Origin of the sequence: Mesorhizobium sp. ES1-3 (assembly GCF_020164795.1) — a bacterium.
Lineage (GTDB): Bacteria > Pseudomonadota > Alphaproteobacteria > Rhizobiales > Rhizobiaceae > Mesorhizobium.
In genome coordinates, this window is record NZ_JAIUGW010000022.1 from 82,621 (window position 1) to 101,782 (window position 19,162).

Genomic DNA, 19,162 nt, shown 5'->3' on the forward strand with positions numbered 1-19,162 from the left:
AGAGGCACACGACTGGCGCCACGATCCTCTTGCAAACATCGTTACCGGCGCTTCGCCGTCGTCAAGGCCACTCCATGGGTCAGGAGAAAGCCGGCGTATGCCATAGCCCACGCAACGCCCGCGACTTCAACGATCCCGTCATAAGGGACAAAAGCCGCAACAATGCGTAACGACGCCGCAATCAAAATCGCTGCGAAGATAATGATCGTTTGTCGTCCAGCCCGCAGTAGCCGGCCGGTATGGCCAAGCGTAGCGCGGGTCATCACTGCGATCGTCATCGACCCGACCGCACCGGCACCGAACGCATGCAGCCCGGCGGCGACCGGGATTGCAGGCAAAAAGATCGATGCCGAAACCAGGGCAAGACCAACGGGCACGAAGGCGTATGCAAGGTGGAGGATCAGTACAAGCGGATCCCGCAATGTGCGTTCGCCAGCCCAGCGCGACAGCCGTGACGCCTGAGCAATGGCGGCGACGGCCATAAGAAGACCTGAGGCGCTGTTGTCTGGGGCAATTGTCCATGCTCCCAGCGCAACGGTAGAGATGGCTATCGAAGCGATGTCAAATCGGTCGAATGGCGCCGGCAGCCTGCCGGGATTTTCGCGCACGAGCCAATTGCGTGTGAAGCTCGGAATAATTCGCCCGCCGATCAAGGATATGAGCAGGATCGCGGCTGCCATGCCGAGCCTTCGGCTGATGTCCGACATTCCCAGGACATGAGCCTCGATGTGGAACGCGCCGTTCGCGGACGCCAGCACGACGAGCGGCAGCAGCACCTTGAGGTTTCGCCAGTTGCGTCCCACGACGATTTCGCGTGCGGCCGCGGCAGCCGCTGCAAGCAAGAATGAGCCATCGATCACAGCTGCTGCTTCCCAGCCAATGTCTGCCGAGAAGAAGACAGCGGCGCGGCCGGCAAGCCACAGGACAACCAGCGCCAGCAGCGGCAGGCCCTGCACGGGCAGCCGACCGGTCCAGTTGGGGATCGCCGTCAAAAGGAACCCGGTCACGATCGCCGGCAGATAGCCGAACAGCATCTCATGTATATGCCAGTCGACCGGAACGAACAGGCTGTGGGTTTGAAGTTCCCCCGCATACATCGGCAGCCAGAGCAGAATGGAGAGCGCGGCATAAAGCGAGCCGAGGAAGAAAAAGGGTCTGAACCCATAGGATAGAAAGGCGGGGCCGGAGTAGCGCCGCAGACGTGGAATAGCCATGGCTTGTATCCTGAAATGAAAGGCCGGGTGGACCGCCGCCCTCGGTCCGTCCGGCTCGTGCCCGCCCAGTTGTGGCGGGCAAGCTATCTCATGCCGGTCAGTTGGCCGGAATCTGGGTGAACAGATCCGCGAATACCGTCTTTGCCTTGCCAGGATGCTTGACCGCTTTCGCGGTATCGAGATTGACCGGCTTGCCGACGACGATCAGTGCGACCATGCCCATGCCATAGTGCGGCGCGCATTTGACGCCATAGACGCCCTCCTTGGTCAGCGTAACGGTGATTTCTTCGCTCGGTTTCCCCTTGAACGGCTCGGCGCCGTCCGGAATCATGTCCTTGATCGACTCGGCATCGTGCGTCTTGTCGGTCGGCACGAACTTCACGGTGTCGCCGGGTACGGCCTTGACGAAGGCCGGCTGGAAAACCATGGCGCCCTTTTCGCCCTTGTTGAGCATTTGCACCACATGCTCTTCCGCGCTTGCGCCGCCGGCGAGCGCGAGAAGGGAGATTGCGGCGGCGAGGATGGTGCGTTTCATCGATTTGTCCTTTGTCTCATGTTCGCGGCATTGCGCCGTTCAATGTCATTTAGCCTGATGCCCCTGCGAACAATTTGCGCTGGCGCAAACTCGCGATAAGAATGGTTGCCGCGCGCTGGCGCGGTGTCTTGGGGTCGTGAGGAAACACATTTTGGTTGCGCTCGACCGATCGCTGATATCGCAGCTGCCGCTCTTCCAAGGGATGACTGCGGAAGAACAAAGCGAAATCCTGCGAAGCGCACGGTCGTCACGCTATGCCAAGGAATCCGCGATCTTCGAGCAGGAAACGGAAGCCCATTCGTTTTTTGTGCTGATCTCTGGTCATATCCGCGTCGTCCGCACCACGCCGGATGGACAACAGGTTATTGCCAGGTACATCAGCGAAGGCGAAATCTTTGGTGTCGCCGCGGCGCTCGGCCGAACGGCCTATCCCGCCAGCGCTCTCGCGGCCGTCGACTGCGTGGTACTGGCGTGGCCCAACGCTCTGTGGGCGGAGATGGCGCGACGATTCCCGATATTTGGGGCAACCACCTACAGAACCGTTGGCACCCGACTGCAGGAGACCCAGGCGCGGGTCGTAGAGATGTCCACGGAGCAGGTCGAGCAAAGGGTCGCGCATGCCTTGCTGCGGTTGGCAAACCAGACCGGCCGAAAGACCGAAAGCGGCATCGAAATCGACTTCCCGATTTCAAGGCAGGACATCGCGGAGATGACAGGCACGACGCTGCACACAGTCAGCCGGCTGCTCAGCAGGTGGGAAGACATCGGAATAATCGTCAGCGGCCGCCAGAAAGTCACGGTCAAGGATGCGCATCGCCTTGTGGTTCTCGCAGAGAACCCGGGCAAGCACTGACGTTACCGTTCGCCCCGGATAGTCGCTTCCAGATCGGCGAGGAAACGCGCCTCGTCCACGCAGTGCTCATGGCACGCCTCGGCCACGGTGTGAAACGTGCCGATCGGACAGCCGACACAAAGCATCCTGTAGCCCAGCAGCACAGCCACGCTTGCCGGCCATTTCCTCATGATTTCGTCAACCACCATATCGGGAGTGATGGAGCTGGGTTCCTTCACGACGCAGTCCTCCGCGATTTGCGAAGCCCTCGTCCTACATCGCGCTCAGGACCGCTTCGTTGCGATTTCGCAACTATTGGCCAAGCGCTGAGACTTCTTGAGGCAGAAGGACTGCAGGCATCGGAGCGGATAAAGGTTACCGCACCGTCAGATGGCAGTACCAACGATCGCACCGATGCCTGCGGTCAGCGCCATTGCCGCCGCGCCCCAAAAGGTGACGCGAACCGTTGCTTTCAGCACATTGGCGCCGCCGGCTTTGGCCCCGATGGCGCCCAGAACCGCCAGGAATAGGAGTGAGGCAACAGACACCGTTGCGGCAAGCCAAGCGGCCGGCGAAACAAGCACCATCGCCAAAGGCATGGCCGCGCCAACCGAAAATGCTGCCGCCGAGGTCAGCGCGGCCTGGATCGGTCTGGCCGTGGTGACTTCGGAAATGCCGAGTTCGTCGCGAGCGTGGGCGCCGAGCGCATCCTTCGCCATCAATTGGTGGGCGACCTGCAAGGCAAGGCTCGGCTCGACGCCTCGTCTGACATAGATCTCCGCAAGTTCCTGCAGCTCGAAATCTGGCTGTGTCGCCAGTTCCCCTTTCTCACGCGCAAGGTCGGCTTGTTCGGTGTCGGACTGCGAACTGACCGAGACATACTCGCCTGCCGCCATCGACATCGCACCGGCGACCAGTCCGGCGACGCCGGCAATCAGAACGTTGGAGGCCGCGGCATTGGCTGCCGCCACGCCAACGATGAGGCTGGCCGTCGAGACAATGCCGTCATTGGCGCCGAGCACGGCGGCGCGCAGCCAGCCGACGCGGGATACAAGATGGTTTTCACTGTGAAGGCGGCTCATGACATCACCTCAGGCGTCGTCCAGCTGGTCGCAGCATCCTGACGAGCACGTCCGATTTCACGATGAAATGCTGCCACGAGGCTCCCACCGCATGGAGGCCGACGACGACGATGATCATGGGCTTGGCGAGTTCGTGAATCTCACCCATCGCTCGAAAGCTGAAATACCAGGCCAGCGCCCCAGTGATAGGCATCCCGAAAATGAAGAGATACAGCAGGAAATGGGCAGCCGCGGCGCCGGCTGCCGCCTCGGCAGCGCGCGAGAACGCCCGGTAAGCCGGCTTGATGTCCTCACCTATCACAAGCTGGACGACGATCAGCGCCGCGATGGTCCAATGCAGCAGTATCTGGGGTCCGGTGTATCCGGCCGGCTCGTTGTCAACACGCATCGGCAGCTACCTCGCTAAAAGAGACCCTTCCTACCTCGCTGCTTATGCGACAATCTTGATCTAGGACAAATCTTCTCGCCATCCCGTTGAGCTTTCCACCTGCCGCGACTCGATCTTGGCTGACAGCCAGTTGTCAGCTTGGTCGTGCGATAGTGCATCCGAGGCGAACCGGATGGATCGCCACTGCAAAGGTTCAATGTGGAAACATAATTTCGATGAAGAAGTTTGCGCTGTCGCTTTTCGTGGTCGCTGCCTCCGGCGCCTATGTCTGGGATCAGGCCGGAAGGCATCCGGCAAACGATATGCTCGGCGAGGCGCTGCCGGCCGACGCAGCCGAAGCGCCTTCCGTGCAGCCAAAAGAGCCCCGATCCGCTGCGGCTTTGCCGGTGCTTCGCACTTCGCCGGCACCCCTCGATCTCCGGTTTGGAACAAGGTTGCCGATCTCCGGGGAAACGACAGCTGGCATAGGAGCGCCTGCCGAACGGCCAAATGATCCAGTCAAGCGGACAGTGGTTCCGGTGGCACCACACCCGTCGCCAACGCCAGTGGCACCGTCTGTCGCCGATCCTGCATCGCCAACGCCTTCCTTCGCCGTTACGCCCGCCGTCTACATACCAGTCCCGCAGCCGAGGCCGGCATATCGGGATGCACCAGCACGGGTCGTCCGGGTAGACATGAAGCTCGCCGCAAAGGGCTATGCCGATGGCGTCTACACCGGCCCCACGGCCGATGCCTATTACGGCATCATCCAGATTCAGGCCGTCGTGCAGAACGGACAGCTCACGGCGCTGAAAGTGCTGAAATATCCATCCGACCGCCGCACCTCCGTGAATATCAACAGGCAGGCGCTGCCCATGCTGCGCGACGAAGCGATCAGCGCCCAGAGCGCCAATGTCGATATTATTTCGGGTGCGACGCTAACCAGCAGGGCTTTCATCCAGTCCCTGCGCGGCGCGCTGAAGAAAGCGTCGTCGTAAGCCCATGCGCGACACGCGAATTTTGATGGGCATGCCGATCACGGTCGACATCGGTGGCACTTCGGCCGGTGAGCTGGTCGATACGGTCTTCGGCTATTTCGAGCATATCGACCGGCGCTTCAGCACGTACCGGGCCGACAGCGAGATCGCGGCCATCAACCGCGGCGACGTTCCGGTCGTCGACTGGAGCAGCGAGATGATGGAAGTGCTGGCCATTGCCAAGCAGACGAAGAATGAAACGGACGGATACTTCGATATTTGCAAGCCCGACGGTTCGCTCGACCCTTCCGGCATCGTCAAGGGCTGGGCCATCCGCAATGCGGCCGGGATTGTTCAACGGGCCGGCGTCAGTGATTTCTTCATCGAGGCCGGCGGCGATATCCAGTCCTGCGGCAAGAATGCATTGGGCCATGACTGGAGCGTCGGCATCCGCAATCCCTTCAATGCGGACGAGATCGTAAAGATCGTCTATCCCCGCGGTCGCGGTGTCGCAACCTCCGGCACCTATGTCCGCGGTCAGCATATCTACAATCCGCATGGAGTTGGCAGTCCGATCCAGGACATCGTCAGCCTGACCGTGATCGGCGCCGATGTGCTCGAAGCCGATCGTTTCGCCACCGCGGCCTTCGCCATGGGGCGGGACGGCATTCTCTTCATCGAGCAGACGCCTAGCCTGGAGGGCTATCTCGTCGACGCCGATGGCCGCGCCACGCCGACAACCGGGTTCGGAGCCTTTTGCCTGCCATGATCAAGACCATCGACCGATTTCTCGACCACCTGACCATGTACAGGCTGGTCCTCTACTATCTGATGGCGCTGGTCGGCGCAGCGTTCGTGCTCGGCTTCGTCAAGCTGGTGCCACATGATCCGATTGCGCTTGCCTTTACGACAGCGCTTGCGCTAGCCGCCTGCTGGATCACCAACAAGGTCTTTGCGCATGTCTTCGCAGTCCCGGCCAACAACGAGTCCGTCTACATCACCGCACTCATCCTGGCGCTCATCCTCGATCCGGTAGCGATTACGGACATAAAGGGGATTGCGGCGGTGGCATTCGCAGCCGTCTGGGCGATTTCATCCAAATTCATTCTCGCCATCGGCCGGAAGCACCTTTTCAACCCGGCTGCGCTGGGCGTGGCGCTGTCCGCGATGCTGCTCGACCAGCCGGCCAGCTGGTGGGTTGGTGGCAATCTGCCATTACTTCCACTCGTGCTCGTCGGCGGCATGCTTGTTGTCCGCAAACTGCGCCGGCTTGACCTCGTCTCGACCTTCGTTGTCGTGGCGCTGGCGACCATTCTGGCAACCACGGACCCATCGCAATACTGGACCGCGCTTGCTGAGACACTGGGTTCGTCGCCTTTGCTGTTCTTTGCCTTCGTGATGCTGACCGAGCCGCTGACCGCACCGACGATGCTTTGGCCGCGTATCGCCTTTGCCGCCATCGTCGGCTTTCTGTTTGCTCCCAATATCCATATCGGTTCGTTCTATTTCACGCCGGAACTGGCGTTGCTTGCCGGCAACCTGTTTGCCTATGCGGCTGGCCCCAAGGGACGCTTGGTGCTGACCTTGGAACGCATCGAGCGATCGGCCGTCGACAGCTTTGACTTCGTTTTCCGGTCGCCAAGCAAGCTCGCCTTCGAGGCCGGCCAGTATCTCGAATGGACGCTTGGTCTCGATCGCGCCGACAATCGCGGCAACCGCCGCTATTTCACGGTCGCTTCGGCGCCGACGGAGGAAACGGTTCGTCTCGGCGTCAAGTTCTATCCGCAATCAAGTGCCTTCAAGCGCGAGTTGATGACCATGAAGCCAGGCAGCACGATTCACGCCGCGCAACTGGCCGGCAACTTTACGCTGCCCGCCCGGCGTGAAACCAAGATCGCTTTCCTGGCCGGAGGCATCGGCATCACCCCGTTCCGCTCAATGCTGCAATATCTCATCGACCGTCAGGAGCGGCGACCGATCGTCATGCTCTACGGAACCGAAGGCCAGCAGGACATCGCTTATCGCGACGTGCTTGACGCGGCCAGGCAGGAACTTGGTATCAAGACGATCCACGCTGTGGCGCACGGTGGCGAGCGCGGGCAATATCCCGGATATATCGACGAGCGCCTGATACGTCTGGCCATACCCGACTACCTTGAGCGCACTTTCTACATTTCCGGCCCGCAGGCGATGGTCAAGACGCTGCGCCAGAAGCTGTTGGCCATGGGTGTTCGCCGCTCGAAGATAAAGGTCGACTATTTCCCGGGTTTTGCCTGAAGGACACTCAATTGTGTCGTGGCAAGGAAATGGTCACGACCAGACCCGGATCGGCGTTGGCCATGGCAAGGCTTCCGCCATAGGCTTCGACGATGTCGAAAACGATGGCCAAGCCAAGACCGCTGCTGCCGCCCTTGCTGTCGAGTTGGACGCCGCGCGACAGCGCGGACCCCAGATCGGCATCCGGTATACCTGGGCCATCATCAGCAACACTGACGGTCACCTCGTCCCGGGCGGTGGATGCACCCACACGAACTGACGATTTTGCATAGCGCGCGGCATTCTCGACCAGATTGCCGAGAATTTCTGACAAGTCGCCTTCGTCGATTGGCGCCGTAAGATCGTCCGTGACATCCAGGTTGAACGAAAGCTGTTTGGCGCTTGGTGTCCGTTTGACGACGGCAATGACGCCAGCCGCGACGTCGGACACCAGGCAGGACGCCTTGCCGGAAACGCCGGGTGCAAGGCGCGCGCGCGCGAGCTCCCGCTCGACATGGCGCCGGATCGCTCCGGCGCTCTTTTCGATCTCGTCAGCCAGATCCGTCTCGCCTTTCTTGCGCAAGGCCCGGATGTCGGCCGACAGCACTTGCAGCGGTGTCTTGAGACCATGCGCCAGATCGGTGGCGCGCGAGCGGGCTCGCACAAGCGCCTTTTCCTGGGCATCGAGCAGGCGATTGATCTCGTCAGCGAGCGGCTGCACCTCGCTTGGCGCCGCCACATCGAGCCTCGCGGTTCTTTGCGCGATCACGTTCCTTACGGCGACCCGCAAAGTTTCCAGCGGTGCAAGACCGATGGTGATCTGGATAAAGAACGCAACCATCAGAACTGCCGCGAGCATCAGGAGGGCCGGAGCGAGATCGCGAACATATTCACTGACAGACACGGCAACGGTGCGATGATCTTCCGCCACGATTGCGCGAAAGGACCGGCCCGAGGCGTCGATTATTGTACGCTCGACCGCAATACTGAGTTCTCCGCCAGGGCCGAGGAACTCTTCGACCGTTCGCAGCTCACCGCTTGCGCTCCGGGCAGGCAACGTCAGCTTGGCGTCCCACAAAGACCGCGAGCGCTCGAGGCCGCCGGTGGCGACATTCTCGACCTGCCAGTAATAACCGGACAGCGGATTGGCGAAACGCGGGTCGGTGAGCACGGGGCTCACGACAAGGCGACCATCGCTTGTGAAGCTCGTTGCACCGATCAGTTCGTTGAGGTCGACCGTCAATTCGCCCACCACGCGCCGCTCGACGTGAAGTTCGAACAAATAGCGCAGGCCGGCGCCGGCTATGGCAAGCGCGACAAGAACCGAAATCGTGGCAGCCAGCCACAGCCTGAGGCGGATCGAGTTGCCCATCAGGCGGCATCATCGGGCATCAGATAGCCGAACCCGCGCCGCGTTTCGATGACATCGCTGCCGAGTTTTCGTCGCAGCCGCGCAACGATGACCTCGATTGTGTTCGGATCGCGATCATTCCCTGAATCGTAAAGATGCTCGGCAAGTTCGGTCGGCGCCACCACCCGGCCGGCGTGGTGCATTAAAAACGCCAGTAACCGGTATTCCAGCGGCGAAAGCGCAATGGGAATGCCGCGTAGCGAAATGCGCATCTGGCGCGTGTCCAAGACCAGCGGCCCAGACTTCAACACGGGTGCAGACTGGCCCGCCGAACGCCGCAGGATAGCCCGCAACCTGGCGAGCAGTTCTTCCATCTCGAAGGGCTTGGGGAGATAGTCGTCTGCACCGGAATTGATACCATCCACGCGTTCTGTCCACATGCCCCTTGCGGTCAGGATGAGAACCGGAAACCGGCGCGCGTTGGCCCGCCAGCGCTTCAACACCGTCAGGCCATCGAGTTTGGGTAGGCCGAGATCCAGAATGGCGGCATCATAGTTCTCCACGTCGCCGGCAAACCAGGCAGCTTCACCATCCCGCACGATATCGACCACCATTCCGGACGCCTTGAGGGCAGTCTCGATATCGACTGCTATGCGGGGCTCGTCCTCGGCCAGCAGGATCTTCATCAGTCACCTTCTCCGTCCCGCATAATCACACCGGCACCGGCGTCGACGTCGACTGCCTTTCGCCGGCCATCGACGTCGACGACCTGAAATCGGTAGACCCATTTGTTTGCCTTGCGGATCAGATCGACTGCCACGATATCGCCTGGAGCCCGCGCGCGAACGACATCCAGGATACTGGCCAAGCCCTTTATTTCACCACGCTCGTACAGGTCTCTCGCGCGGTCATGATCGCCATCGTCGTCCTCGTCGGCGCGAGCGGCGAGCGGCTGGGCCAGGACAAGCCCGGCCAGCCCTGCTATCGCCAGGCGCTTCAGAATGGCTCTCATGAACGGTGCATGTCGCATGTCGAAGCTTACAATCTGCTGTCAATCGTCCTCAGCCGGCAGCAAGCAAAGGCTGTCTATCGGCATCGTCGCGTCCAAACATGGCCGCGTCGAGAAGGATATCGAAACCATGCGCAATTCCACGCTTCTGCTGGCGGTGTTCGCGGGCCTGGCGGGCTTTGCCCTGCCTGCGGCCGCTGCATCCGACGAAGAGACATGCGGCGTGCAATCCTCTGGGACGCCGCCCGGGCCGATCGACCTCCAGGCCATACCGATGCAGGACACGACCGCCACGAAAGCCATCAAAGGTATTGGCGATGTCGAATGCGATGGCAACCACCTCCGCGAAAGAACCGCTCTCGTCGGCGAGGACGAAGGCGATGCTCTCGGAGACGACGACTAAACCTTCCGATGGCTGTCCGCGACATCTGTCATTGTCGCCGCGCCCCAGATGACCCCCCGCCCACCGTTCAGCTGGCGTCCTGCAAGGCCGCGCAGCTCTCGTCTGACCTCCGGAGATTCTCCCGCTATGATACCAGCCCAGCACATCCATCCCATGCTTGTGCATTTTCCCATCGTTCTCATCTACACACTGGTGATAATCGACATTGTGTTGCTCGCTCACCGCAACGCGGTGACCAAGCGTTCTGGCGCGGGGACGATTTCCGCTTTTGTCGCGCTGGCAGCCGGAGTTTTCGCCATCGGAACCTGGTTCTATGGCGGACTTGCCCTCGATCATGCCGAAGCGGCCGGCTTCAGCAGTGACATAGCAGAGATCCATGAAAGCCTGGGGGGTGTCACTGGGTTCACCTTCCTGATCTGGGGGCTTGCGAGGCTCGCGTTTTGGATGCGAAATCGAGAGTCTCGCGTGCTCGCGATCGCCATTCCTCTGGTCGAAATTGGCGGCGCTATTCTGGTCACTGCGACGGCCTATTATGGTGGACTGCTTGTCTACGAACTTGGCGTAAATGTCGCCAAGGCCGCGGTCGCCGGTTGACGAGCACGCGCGCGGCAATCTGAAGCCCCAGCTTTGGGCCATTTTTCTCGACGGCAAAATGATTCAGATCAAGGCTCAACTGCTCATTAGGCATCTAAGAAGCCGGGGAATGGGAATATCTCCGGAGAGCGTACATGCAAGCCGAAGCCATAATGAGCAAGCCAGTCATCTGCACATATCCGTCGGCGTCCATCGCCGAGGTGGCCGGGCTGATGCTGTCCAAAGAGATCAGCGGCCTCCCTGTCATTCGTGGCGACGGCACGTTGGCGGGGATTGTCAGCGAAGGCGATTTCCTGCGGCGAGCAGAACTAGGCACTCAACAGAAGCGCTCGCGCTGGCTGGAGCTGCTGGTCAGCCCTGGAAAAGCCGCCGACGAATATGTCCGAGCCAATGGTCGACAGATCGCAGAGGTGATGTCCGACAACGTCGTCACAGCATCTCCGGCCGCGTGGCTCGCCGAGATCGTGGATCTTATGATGCACCACCATGTCAAACGCATTCCAATCGTGGACAATGGAAAAGTCGTCGGCATCATTACCCGCTCTGACATTCTGCGGGCATTGTTCGGCGCCCTTCCGGACGCCGAGCATGCAGCGGTCGATGATCTACGGATACGACAGAACATCATTGCCGAGCTTGCGACGCAGAAATGGGCCAGCAAAGCGCTGATCAACGTGGCGGTGGAGAAGGGCGTGGTGAAACTCAACGGCGCCATTTTCGACGAACGCGAGCGTCAGGCAGCCATCGTCGCCGCTGAAAACGTCGCAGGCGTCAGGTTTGTCCAGGATAGTCTGTTTTGCGCCGATCCGCTGTCCGTCATCCTCGTATCATAGCCATTCCACCACCGCGCCGGAGTAGGGCTGAATCAAAGGTCCGCGTGGACCGACAAGCGCAATAAATCCTTGAATACCCGCCACGTCGCGATCGAGTTCAGAAAGCTGATCGCGATAAACTTCGAGGTCGTGATCGCCTGCCACTGCAACGGGCTCAATGCCACCGGCCAGCGGCACAAGTGCTGTTAGCGGGCTGCCAGTGTGAGCAGTGGGGTTATAACCCAGAACATCATGGTTCTTCCGACAGGAGCAGAGCCCTGCCCCGCCAATGAACTACCACACATTCGGGATGAGCCGCCTGTCTTCAATGACTCGGATCACCTGCGTTCTCTCGCTGATCCAAAGGCGAGCGCGACGACCTAGCCTTTGCCAGACACGTGTTGCAGCCGCGCGATCAGGTCGCTGTTGCGGCAATAGGCTGGCGGCTCGTCGGCGTGGTGATGATTGTCAAGCCAGGCCGAGCAGTCGTCTTGATGGCCGCAGGAGCGGCAGCGATTAACGGCCCGATTGGTGACAGCTGCGTGATCCGCGACGACCGTCAATTGCCGGTCGACGCCCAGAGTCCGCATCATGCGATCCATCAGCGCCGTCCTGGCATCAACTGAAATCAGATAGTCGAGAAAGGTCATGTGGCTTCTCCCCGCACGTGTCGCCAATCTTTGCGCTTCCGGCAGCCACATGACATTGATCTCGGTCAACACACGCTGCGTCGGCGTCGCCATTGCGGTGACGCCGAGGCTCTCGAATTTCTTGGTGATCTGAGCCGAGCTGAAGGTCCACGCAAGACTGCAGGTCGTCAGAGCCGGACAGGAGTCGCAGCCACAATCGCGATCAAAGGCTGTCCTCGATGATCGGTTCGATCTGGACTGTGTTCTCGCCTCTGTTGAAGGCGACAGCCAGGCGAAAGCTGTGGGCAATGCGGAGCGCCCGTGCCATGAAAATTGCTGCGACGTCGGGCGGACAGATGCGCCTCACCACCGCCCGAAACAGCGTAAGCCAGCGCCGGAAGTGCTCCTCGCCAAGACCGGGAACAACCAGATGCGGCGGCAACGGCCGCCCCGCGTAACGAGAGGTCCGCAGTAGTGTGGCCGACCAGAAATCACACATCTTCGCCAGATGCGACGGCCACGCCTCCGCTCTGATGGCTGCATTGAAAACGGGGCCAAGAAGCGGGTCGCGGCGGATTTCATCGTAAAAACCGTGGACGACCTTTCGGACCATCGTCTCGTCGAGAAGCGGGGAAAGCTCGACGCCGTCGACAATGACCGTTGGCTTGCTTCGTTGGATACCATTCATGCGCGCTGCCTCTTGCTATCTATCCTGATGGTCTCGGGATGTTCTCCTAGACGAAGGCCATCACCACGGTCCCGCCTGTGACAATCAGAGCCACGCCAAGGATCAGCATCGGCAACAATGAATTGCCGGCCTTCGCGGCGCTGGCCGCCTCAGCGCCGTAAACCAGGCCTGGCCACACTTCGATCACCTCTTTGCTCCGGACGTTGTCCATTTTTTGACTCTCTTCCTTTTTCCAATATGACGCCTTCACCAGTTCGAGGGTGGGCGCAGGCAGTTCGAGATCATCGTCTGTCTGGCCAGCAGCGGGGATTTCGATCCGTCGCTCAACTTTGCCTTCCGGACATCCCTGGATAACCGGAAAATAGAGCATGCCGCCGACCTTGAGCTCCGAGGGCAGGTAGCCGCGAAAGACGAATTCGTCATATTCGCCATCGCCGAGATCACCTCCTCTCCAGACGATTTCATTGGCGCCTTCACTGAGCTTGGTCCCGCAAGGCAATTCAGTATTCAGAGCCGAGGATTTTCCTGCTTTTGCGAAGCTTCGCAAAAATCGACTTGTATCCTCCGGGCCGGCCACGATCAAAGAACCAGCGCTTGGTCGCCTCCGACGCCAACAGATAGAGTGCAGTGATGACGGCAAGTCCGGCCAGGACCGGTAGCGGCAGCGGTACAAAGCCGAACCATGGCGCGAACGGCAGATAGGGGATCGCGACCGCGACAAATCCGACGGCCAGCGTCAGCCAGGCAAGCAAGGGGCTTGGCCGGCTCGCCCAAAAAGCCCCATGCGTGCGCACTATGAGCACTATGGCGAGCTCCGTCAGCAACGATTCGACAAACCAGGCGGTCTGGAACGTGGCCGCCGTGGCGTGCGCGAACAGAAGCAGGAAGGCGAAGGTTGCGAAGTCGAACAGCGAGCTCACAAGGCCAAAGCTGATCATGAACCGCCGCACGAAGCCGATGTCCCAGTGGCGAGGCCGTCGCAGTTGGTCTTGATCGACGTTGTCACTGGCTATGGCGAGTGAGGGAACGTCGGAAAGGAAATTGTTGAGCAGGATCTGCTTTGCCAGAAGCGGCAGGAAAGGCAGGAACAGCGAGGCGACGGCCATGCTGATCATGTTGCCGAAGTTGGCGCTGGTGGTGATCGAGATGTATTTCATGGTGTTGGCGAAGGTTTTCCGGCCGTCGTCGACGCCGCGCACCAGCACGGCGAGGTCCTGCTTGAGGAGGATGATATCGGCGGCCTCGCGCGCGACATCGCATGCGGTGTCGACGGACACCCCGATATCGGCCTCATGAAGCGCGGGGGCATCATTGATGCCGTCGCCAAGATAGCCAACGACATGGCCCCTGCTCCGCAGGGCCTGGACGATGCGTTCTTTCTGGTTGGGGTCGATCTCGACGAAGAGATCGGTGTCCTGAACGCCCGCAAACAGCGCGCTCTTAGTCAGCTTCGACAGATCCTCCCCGGTCATGATCCGAGCGATGCGCAAGCCGACCGCTTGGGCAAGATGGGCAGCAACGTAGCGGTTGTCGCCCGTAATGACCTTCACCGCGATGCCGCGACGGGCGAGTTCGGCAAGCGTGTTCTTTACGCCTTCCTTGGGCGGGTCGAGGAAAAGCAGGAAGCCGGCGAAGGCGAGATCGACCTCGTCCTTCCTGCCATAGGCACTTCGGCTTTCAAACCGACGCGTCGCTAGCCCCAGAACCCGATAGCCGTCCGAACTCCAGAGCCGAAACTTCTTGTCGATCGCCGCACGGTGCGCGTCTTCGAGAGGTTCCAGGCCTTTCGCTGTGAGGACAACGCTGCAGGTTTCGAGAACATTTTGTACCGCGCCCTTGGTGATCAGGAGATCGCCGGTGTCCTCGCTCCGCACAACGACGGAGAGGCGCTTGCGAATGAAATCGTAGGGCACTTCGTCCACCTTCGTGAAAGCACCCAATGACGCGTTCCCGCCCGGGGTCCCGGCAACCGCTTCATCCAGCGGGTTCTTCAGTCCGGTCTGCAGGCTGGCGTTGAGCCGGGCCCAAAGAAGGATCTCCTCTGACCGATTGCCATCGACATCGAACCATCCGTCGAGGCGGATCACACCTTCCGTCAGCGTTCCTGTCTTGTCGGTGCACAAAAGATCCATGCTGCCGAGATTCTCGATGGCATCGAGCCGCCGCACGATAACGCCATTGGCAGCCATGGCGCGCGCGCCTCGAGCAAGCGTTACACTGATAATGGCCGGGAGCAGTTCCGGTGTAAGGCCGACCGCGAGTGCCAGCGAAAACAACAGCGATTCAATCAGCGGACGATGCAGCATCAGGTTGGCAAAAAACACCATGATGACAATCGCCAGCATGATCTCTGTCATCAGATAGCCAAACAACCTGATCCCTCGGGCAAAACCCGTTTCCGGGATTTGCCGCTCCAGTGCCGCGGCGATGGAAGCGAATTCTGTGCGGGCGCCGGTCGCTGCCGCAAGCACGGTTGCAGTGCCGCTGCGCACGGATGTGCCGGTAAACACCGCATTGTTGCGTTCGGCGACGGAGGCATCAGGGGCTGAATGCCCCGCCATCTTCAAGACGGGGAAGGTTTCGCCGGTCAGCACGGCCTCGCTGACGTTGAAGTCGCGCGCGTCAAGGATGATGCCGTCGGCAGGTATGAGGTTTCCGGCCGACAACCGGATGAGATCCCCCGGCACGATTTCTTCAGCAGAAACGGAGGATTCGACGCCATCGCGCAGCACGATAGCCTTGCGCGAGATACGCTGTTTGAGTGCCTCTGTCGCTCGCGACGCCCCATATTCCTGGGTGAAGCTGAGAACGCAACTCGCCAGTACGATCGCGACGATGATTGTGGCCTCCTGACCTTCGCCGACGAAGGCCGAAACGCTGGCTGCGAAGATCAGGATCAGGACAAGGGGGCTCCGGAACTGGCGAACGAACACGGCAAGCGCCGACGTGCTTGACTTCGACGCCGGAGTATTTGCGCCGTATCTGGCGAGCCGCGAGGCGGCCTCGGGCCCTGCCAGCCCCGACGTGGCGGACGTAGCCAGACGTCGCACGAGCTCCTCGCTGCTGATCGACCAATAGGGTTCTGCGACCGCGGTGGCGGATTGTTGGTCCACGCCAGAGGGCACGATATTCGATGGCATCAGTATGACAGGAAGCGGTTGATGCTGCTCTCTTCGATCAGCGTGCGGGTGACGCCGCCAAACGCCCATTCGCGCAGGCGGCTATGGCCATAGGCGCCCGAGACGATCATGTCGGCATGGATCGAGCGTGCGAATGTCACCAACTGCTCGCCATCGACTTCACCGGTTATCAGTTCCGTCCGGGCCATAATGCCATGGCGCTCGAGATAGACGGCCACATGGGCGAGGCTGTCGCGAACGCTGTCGTCGCCTTTGGCTGCGATCGTGGCGACGACAACCTCATTGGCGTTGGCCAAGAAGGGCAAGGCATCTGCCATCGCCCGCCGCGCCTCCCTGGTATCCTTCCAGGCAACCAGGACCGTTTTGGCGCGGACGTGTTCTAGTTTGGTGCCCGTGACCAGGACTGGCCGGCCGATGCCGAGCGCCAGGCTGCCAAGATCCACGGCACGAAACACGTTGTCTCCCGACTCGCCGGTCACGACAAGGTCGGCTGCGCGGGCGAAAACGCTGAGGAACCGGGTCGGACTGCAGACGGCTTGTCCCCATTCGCTTGTGATCGAAGCCGGAACCAGGCCTTCGAACTCGGCACGCAATTCGGCAAGCCGCTTTTCGATTTCGGTTCGCTGGATTTGCATGACCTCGCCTTCGTAGACCATGCCGTCGCCGGTGGCGACCAAAGGCGGAACATCCGCCGCCGCCAGACCGATGAGATGGGCTCCAAAACGTTGCGCGAGCTCGATACCCACCTTCACTATGGCAGCAGGAGGCGCATCGACGGCAAGGTTCACGATTATTGACTTGTAGGACATTGGACGCACCTTTCACTGAAGCGATTCGAATGCGCCATGAATTGCATTCACGGGCGCTGGCTTCCTTGATGCGCGTCAAACAACCGTCCAATTGCATTCAGGCAAATCCATTGGTCTCGTTCCGTTTTGCCTCTGAACGGGGAAGTGATAGTTAGGTTTTCTTTGATGTGTCTCGAGCCTAGGAACCGCAGGTGATCCAAGACGAAGCACTCAGTTTGTCGCCTGGCGGCACGACACTGAAATCACTGTTGTCGCAAATGTTTGATCAGGCTCCGGGATTCATGGCGCTCATACGCGAGCCCGACCATGTATTCGTGCTGACCAATGCCGCCTACCAGCGACTTGTCGGCGACCGGCAAGTTATTGGGAAGTCGGCCCGCGAGGCCTTTCCCGAACTCGAGGGACACCAATTCCTCGAGCGTTTGGACAGTGTGTACTCGACCGGCGAACCATACAGCGGCAAGGGCGTGAAGATCGGTCTTCGCAACAACCGCGATGGGCCAATTGAAGAGCGTATCCTGGATTATGTCTATCAGCCGATCAGGGCCGATGACGGCCGAATAACTGCCATCTTCATTGAAGGCGCGGATGTCAGCGATCTCTCTTTCGCGAATGCGGCTCTTCTGTTGCGCGAAGACCATCTGCGTTCGATCCTGGCGACCGTGCCCGATGCAATGGTGGTCATCGACGAGCAAGGCAGTATCCAATCCTTCAGCACCGCCGCCGAAACGCTGTTCGGTTACCAGTCAGGCGAAGTCGTCGGGCAGAACGTCAAAATGCTGATGCCGGCGCCGTATCGTGGCGAGCATGACGCCTATCTTCATCGTTATCTGGCGACAGGGGAGCGGCGGATCATAGGGCTCGGACGCATCGTGACCGGGATCCGCAAGGATGGCTCAACCTTTCCGATGGAGCTTTCCGTTGGAGAAATGAATCCGGGAACCGGTCGTTTCTTTACCGGCTTTTGCCGCGACCTGACCGAACGGCACCGCGCGGAAGCACGAATACAGGAACAGCAACAGGAACTCCTGCACATGGCGCGGTTTACCGCACTTGGCGAGATGGCTTCGACGCTTGCCCATGAAATCAACCAACCACTGTCAGCCATCACGAATTATCTGAAAGGCAGCCGCCGACTCCTCGAGAATAGCGAGGAAAAGAACGCGCCGATGCTGCGGGATGCCGTGGAAAAGGCGGCCGAGCAGGCCCTGCGGGCAGGAGATGTCATTCGTCATCTGCGCGATTTTGTCGCCAGAGGCGAAAGCGAGCGTCAGGTCGAACGACTGCCGGCGCTGATCGAGGAAGCGTCGTCGCTCGCGCTGGTCGGTGCAAGGGAGATCAATGTCCAGGTCAGCTACACGCTCGATCCGGCCGCGGAACTGGTCTTGACCGACCGCATTCAGATTCAGCAGGTTCTTCTCAATCTGATGCGCAACGCCGTCGAGGCGATGCAAGACGCGCCGCGCCGCGAATTGACAATCAGAACGGTCGCCCGGGACGATGGCATGGCCGAGGTGAGCGTAATCGATACGGGCCCGGGTCTTGCCCCGGAGGTTTCGGCACAGCTTTTCCAGCCATTTGTGACCACAAAGAAGCAGGGCATGGGAGTCGGCCTCTCCATTTGTCGCACCATTGTCGAATCGCATGGCGGTCACATCTGGGCCGAGGCAATGCCTATGGGCGGCACCGCTTTTCGGTTTACCTTGCGCATAGTTGAGAAAGACGAGATCACAAATGGCCGGCAATGACCTAGTGCACGTCGTCGACGACGATGTCGATGTTCGCAAATCTCTCGGCTTTCTGCTGGCGACAGCCGATTTCGCTGTACGCCTGCACGAATCGGCCACCGCTTTTCTCTCGACGGCGACTGGCCATCTCGACGGGTGTATTGTTACCGACGTGCGCATGCCGGGGATAGACGGTATCGAACTGCTGCGGCAACTCAGAACGCGCGGCCATACGATTCCGGTCATTGTCATGACAGGCCACGCCGACGTGGCGCTCGCCGTTCAGGCCATGAAGGAAGGCGCTGCCGACTTCATCGAAAAGCCGTTCGACGACGAGATGCTGATCGGAGCGATCCGCTCCGCACTGGCCAACAGGAACCAAGCGAACGCGGCGCATCCCCAGTCTTTAGATATTCGCACACGTCTGTCCACCTTATCAGAACGGGAGCGCCAGGTGCTGGACGGACTTGTTTCCGGTTTGCCCAACAAGACGATCGCGTACGATCTGGGAATCAGCCCGCGTACGGTCGAAATCCACCGGGCCAATGTCATGAGCAAAATGGGGGCGAGCAGCCTGTCACATCTGGTGCGCATGGCGTTGATCGTGGAGTCCAGACCCTAGCACTACTTTGGCAGTTTAGGTTTGAGGGCGTGTGCGGGCAGCTTCTGACAGTGAGGACATCTGCGGGGTGGCGATCGCGTGAAGAGGTCGAGAATGGCTTGTCTAACAGCTGGCA

The 19,162-nt window shown here is 60.3% G+C and carries 24 protein-coding genes; 10 read left to right on the forward strand and 14 right to left on the reverse strand.

Translation table 11 applies throughout. The features are described 5' to 3' along the window. Positions 1-41 precede the first annotated feature (41 nt). Positions 42-1,214, reverse strand: a complete 1,173-nt coding sequence (locus LB536_RS24310; RefSeq protein WP_224597064.1) for an NnrS family protein — start codon at positions 1,212-1,214, stop codon at positions 42-44. Positions 1,215-1,311: 97 nt separating this feature from the next. Then, positions 1,312-1,749: a pseudoazurin gene (locus LB536_RS24315; RefSeq protein ID WP_224597066.1), complete on the reverse strand. Its 438-nt coding sequence runs from the start codon at positions 1,747-1,749 to the stop codon at positions 1,312-1,314. A 151-nt stretch (positions 1,750-1,900) separates the two neighbouring features. Here LB536_RS24315 and LB536_RS24320 point away from each other — a divergent pair, with 151 nt between their 5' ends. Then, positions 1,901-2,602: a Crp/Fnr family transcriptional regulator gene (locus LB536_RS24320; RefSeq protein ID WP_224597068.1), complete on the forward strand. Its 702-nt coding sequence runs from the start codon at positions 1,901-1,903 to the stop codon at positions 2,600-2,602. Positions 2,603-2,604: 2 nt separating this feature from the next. Here the strand turns inward: LB536_RS24320 and LB536_RS24325 are convergent, their stop codons facing one another. The 3 genes from LB536_RS24325 to LB536_RS24335 all read right to left on the reverse strand — a co-directional run bounded on the left by LB536_RS24325 (position 2,605) and on the right by LB536_RS24335 (position 4,051). Beyond that, positions 2,605-2,820, reverse strand: a complete 216-nt coding sequence (locus tag LB536_RS24325) for a DUF1858 domain-containing protein (protein ID WP_224597071.1) — start codon at positions 2,818-2,820, stop codon at positions 2,605-2,607. A gap of 147 nt (positions 2,821-2,967) precedes the next feature. Then, on the reverse strand, positions 2,968-3,663 hold the full coding sequence (locus tag LB536_RS24330; RefSeq protein WP_224597072.1) for a VIT family protein: 696 nt from the start codon (positions 3,661-3,663) through the stop codon (positions 2,968-2,970). Between the two features lie 4 nt (positions 3,664-3,667). After that, positions 3,668-4,051 carry a cytochrome b gene (locus LB536_RS24335; protein WP_224597074.1) on the reverse strand — a complete coding sequence of 128 codons (384 nt, stop codon included), beginning with the start codon at positions 4,049-4,051 and terminating at the stop codon, positions 3,668-3,670. A gap of 674 nt (positions 4,052-4,725) precedes the next feature. On the opposite strand from LB536_RS24335, the gene LB536_RS24340 reads away from it, so the two are divergent. From LB536_RS24340 to LB536_RS24350, 3 genes are read left to right on the forward strand one after another with little or no spacing between them, the layout of a single operon-like run. Next, positions 4,726-5,028 carry an FMN-binding protein gene (locus tag LB536_RS24340; protein ID WP_224597077.1) on the forward strand — a complete coding sequence of 101 codons (303 nt, stop codon included), beginning with the start codon at positions 4,726-4,728 and terminating at the stop codon, positions 5,026-5,028. Between the two features lie 25 nt (positions 5,029-5,053). Further along, a complete protein-coding gene (locus tag LB536_RS24345) occupies positions 5,054-5,776 on the forward strand; it encodes an FAD:protein FMN transferase (protein ID WP_224597080.1) in 723 nt (240 codons plus the stop codon). Continuing rightward, positions 5,773-7,284 (forward strand): FAD-dependent oxidoreductase, encoded by a 1,512-nt coding sequence (locus LB536_RS24350; protein ID WP_224597084.1) that lies wholly within the window; start codon positions 5,773-5,775, stop codon positions 7,282-7,284. The genes LB536_RS24345 and LB536_RS24350 overlap by 4 nt, the downstream gene beginning before the upstream one ends. 7 nt (positions 7,285-7,291) lie before the next feature. Here the strand turns inward: LB536_RS24350 and LB536_RS24355 are convergent, their stop codons facing one another. From LB536_RS24355 to LB536_RS24365, 3 genes are read right to left on the reverse strand one after another with little or no spacing between them, the layout of a single operon-like run. After that, positions 7,292-8,635 carry a sensor histidine kinase gene (locus tag LB536_RS24355; protein ID WP_224597086.1) on the reverse strand — a complete coding sequence of 448 codons (1,344 nt, stop codon included), beginning with the start codon at positions 8,633-8,635 and terminating at the stop codon, positions 7,292-7,294. Further along, entirely contained in the window at positions 8,635-9,300 is a 666-nt protein-coding gene (locus tag LB536_RS24360; protein WP_140760930.1) for a response regulator transcription factor, read from the reverse strand. The genes LB536_RS24355 and LB536_RS24360 overlap by 1 nt, the downstream gene beginning before the upstream one ends. Further along, complete coding sequence (locus LB536_RS24365; protein WP_140760932.1) at positions 9,300-9,626, reverse strand: PepSY domain-containing protein; 327 nt, start codon at positions 9,624-9,626, stop codon at positions 9,300-9,302. Before LB536_RS24365 ends, LB536_RS24360 begins: the two co-directional genes overlap by 1 nt. A gap of 16 nt (positions 9,627-9,642) precedes the next feature. On the opposite strand from LB536_RS24365, the gene LB536_RS24370 reads away from it, so the two are divergent. The 3 genes from LB536_RS24370 (at position 9,643) to LB536_RS24380 (ending at position 11,453) form a co-directional block, all read left to right on the forward strand. Further along, positions 9,643-10,026 (forward strand): hypothetical protein, encoded by a 384-nt coding sequence (locus LB536_RS24370; RefSeq protein ID WP_224597089.1) that lies wholly within the window; start codon positions 9,643-9,645, stop codon positions 10,024-10,026. Positions 10,027-10,152: 126 nt separating this feature from the next. Beyond that, complete coding sequence (locus LB536_RS24375; RefSeq protein ID WP_224597092.1) at positions 10,153-10,620, forward strand: DUF2231 domain-containing protein; 468 nt, start codon at positions 10,153-10,155, stop codon at positions 10,618-10,620. 134 nt (positions 10,621-10,754) lie between these two features. Further along, a complete protein-coding gene (locus LB536_RS24380; RefSeq protein WP_224597095.1) occupies positions 10,755-11,453 on the forward strand; it encodes a CBS domain-containing protein in 699 nt (232 codons plus the stop codon). Here LB536_RS24380 and LB536_RS31255 read toward each other — a convergent pair. Further along, positions 11,448-11,597 (reverse strand): hypothetical protein, encoded by a 150-nt coding sequence (locus LB536_RS31255; protein ID WP_181178698.1) that lies wholly within the window; start codon positions 11,595-11,597, stop codon positions 11,448-11,450. The genes LB536_RS24380 and LB536_RS31255 overlap by 6 nt on opposite strands. A gap of 215 nt (positions 11,598-11,812) precedes the next feature. Next, on the reverse strand, positions 11,813-12,082 hold the full coding sequence (locus LB536_RS24390; protein ID WP_140760940.1) for a DUF6455 family protein: 270 nt from the start codon (positions 12,080-12,082) through the stop codon (positions 11,813-11,815). Between LB536_RS24390 and LB536_RS31155 the strand changes: the two genes are divergently transcribed. Next, the gene (locus LB536_RS31155) at positions 12,081-12,215 is read left to right on the forward strand and encodes a hypothetical protein (protein WP_263489313.1); all 135 of its coding nucleotides are present in this window, start codon (positions 12,081-12,083) and stop codon (positions 12,213-12,215) included. The genes LB536_RS24390 and LB536_RS31155 overlap by 2 nt on opposite strands. Before the next feature lie 69 nt (positions 12,216-12,284). Here LB536_RS31155 and LB536_RS24395 read toward each other — a convergent pair whose 3' ends face one another. From LB536_RS24395 to LB536_RS24410, 4 genes are read right to left on the reverse strand one after another with little or no spacing between them, the layout of a single operon-like run. Next, positions 12,285-12,749 (reverse strand): group III truncated hemoglobin, encoded by a 465-nt coding sequence (locus tag LB536_RS24395; protein ID WP_224597098.1) that lies wholly within the window; start codon positions 12,747-12,749, stop codon positions 12,285-12,287. 46 nt (positions 12,750-12,795) lie between these two features. Then, the gene (locus LB536_RS24400; RefSeq protein ID WP_224597100.1) at positions 12,796-13,296 is read right to left on the reverse strand and encodes a DUF1775 domain-containing protein; all 501 of its coding nucleotides are present in this window, start codon (positions 13,294-13,296) and stop codon (positions 12,796-12,798) included. Continuing rightward, the gene (mgtA, locus tag LB536_RS24405) at positions 13,250-15,889 is read right to left on the reverse strand and encodes a magnesium-translocating P-type ATPase (protein WP_224597101.1); all 2,640 of its coding nucleotides are present in this window, start codon (positions 15,887-15,889) and stop codon (positions 13,250-13,252) included. Before mgtA ends, LB536_RS24400 begins: the two co-directional genes overlap by 47 nt. Continuing rightward, positions 15,889-16,698 carry a universal stress protein gene (locus LB536_RS24410; protein WP_224597104.1) on the reverse strand — a complete coding sequence of 270 codons (810 nt, stop codon included), beginning with the start codon at positions 16,696-16,698 and terminating at the stop codon, positions 15,889-15,891. The genes mgtA and LB536_RS24410 overlap by 1 nt, the downstream gene beginning before the upstream one ends. A gap of 191 nt (positions 16,699-16,889) precedes the next feature. Here LB536_RS24410 and LB536_RS24415 point away from each other — a divergent pair, with 191 nt between their 5' ends. Both LB536_RS24415 and fixJ read left to right on the forward strand, forming a co-directional pair. Beyond that, positions 16,890-18,446: a PAS domain-containing sensor histidine kinase gene (locus LB536_RS24415; RefSeq protein ID WP_140760949.1), complete on the forward strand. Its 1,557-nt coding sequence runs from the start codon at positions 16,890-16,892 to the stop codon at positions 18,444-18,446. Continuing rightward, the gene (gene fixJ, locus LB536_RS24420) at positions 18,433-19,047 is read left to right on the forward strand and encodes a response regulator FixJ (RefSeq protein ID WP_224597107.1); all 615 of its coding nucleotides are present in this window, start codon (positions 18,433-18,435) and stop codon (positions 19,045-19,047) included. Before LB536_RS24415 ends, fixJ begins: the two co-directional genes overlap by 14 nt. The last annotated feature ends 115 nt before the right edge of the window (positions 19,048-19,162 follow it).

Coding starts and splice junctions, on each gene's coding strand:
- LB536_RS24310 (WP_224597064.1), bottom strand. CDS start 1,214: ATGGCTATTCCACGTCTGCGGCGCTACTCCGGCCCCGCCTTTCTATCC.
- LB536_RS24315 (WP_224597066.1), bottom strand. CDS start 1,749: ATGAAACGCACCATCCTCGCCGCCGCAATCTCCCTTCTCGCGCTCGCC.
- LB536_RS24330 (WP_224597072.1), bottom strand. CDS start 3,663: ATGAGCCGCCTTCACAGTGAAAACCATCTTGTATCCCGCGTCGGCTGG.
- LB536_RS24335 (WP_224597074.1), bottom strand. CDS start 4,051: ATGCGTGTTGACAACGAGCCGGCCGGATACACCGGACCCCAGATACTG.
- LB536_RS24340 (WP_224597077.1), top strand. CDS start 4,726: ATGAAGCTCGCCGCAAAGGGCTATGCCGATGGCGTCTACACCGGCCCC.
- LB536_RS24345 (WP_224597080.1), top strand. CDS start 5,054: ATGGGCATGCCGATCACGGTCGACATCGGTGGCACTTCGGCCGGTGAG.
- LB536_RS24350 (WP_224597084.1), top strand. CDS start 5,773: ATGATCAAGACCATCGACCGATTTCTCGACCACCTGACCATGTACAGG.
- LB536_RS24355 (WP_224597086.1), bottom strand. CDS start 8,635: ATGGGCAACTCGATCCGCCTCAGGCTGTGGCTGGCTGCCACGATTTCG.
- LB536_RS24360 (WP_140760930.1), bottom strand. CDS start 9,300: ATGAAGATCCTGCTGGCCGAGGACGAGCCCCGCATAGCAGTCGATATC.
- LB536_RS24365 (WP_140760932.1), bottom strand. CDS start 9,626: ATGAGAGCCATTCTGAAGCGCCTGGCGATAGCAGGGCTGGCCGGGCTT.
- LB536_RS24370 (WP_224597089.1), top strand. CDS start 9,643: ATGTCGAAGCTTACAATCTGCTGTCAATCGTCCTCAGCCGGCAGCAAG.
- LB536_RS24375 (WP_224597092.1), top strand. CDS start 10,153: ATGATACCAGCCCAGCACATCCATCCCATGCTTGTGCATTTTCCCATC.
- LB536_RS24380 (WP_224597095.1), top strand. CDS start 10,755: ATGCAAGCCGAAGCCATAATGAGCAAGCCAGTCATCTGCACATATCCG.
- LB536_RS31155 (WP_263489313.1), top strand. CDS start 12,081: ATGTGGCTTCTCCCCGCACGTGTCGCCAATCTTTGCGCTTCCGGCAGC.
- LB536_RS24390 (WP_140760940.1), bottom strand. CDS start 12,082: ATGACCTTTCTCGACTATCTGATTTCAGTTGATGCCAGGACGGCGCTG.
- LB536_RS24395 (WP_224597098.1), bottom strand. CDS start 12,749: ATGAATGGTATCCAACGAAGCAAGCCAACGGTCATTGTCGACGGCGTC.
- mgtA (WP_224597101.1), bottom strand. CDS start 15,889: ATGCCATCGAATATCGTGCCCTCTGGCGTGGACCAACAATCCGCCACC.
- LB536_RS24410 (WP_224597104.1), bottom strand. CDS start 16,698: ATGTCCTACAAGTCAATAATCGTGAACCTTGCCGTCGATGCGCCTCCT.
- fixJ (WP_224597107.1), top strand. CDS start 18,433: ATGGCCGGCAATGACCTAGTGCACGTCGTCGACGACGATGTCGATGTT.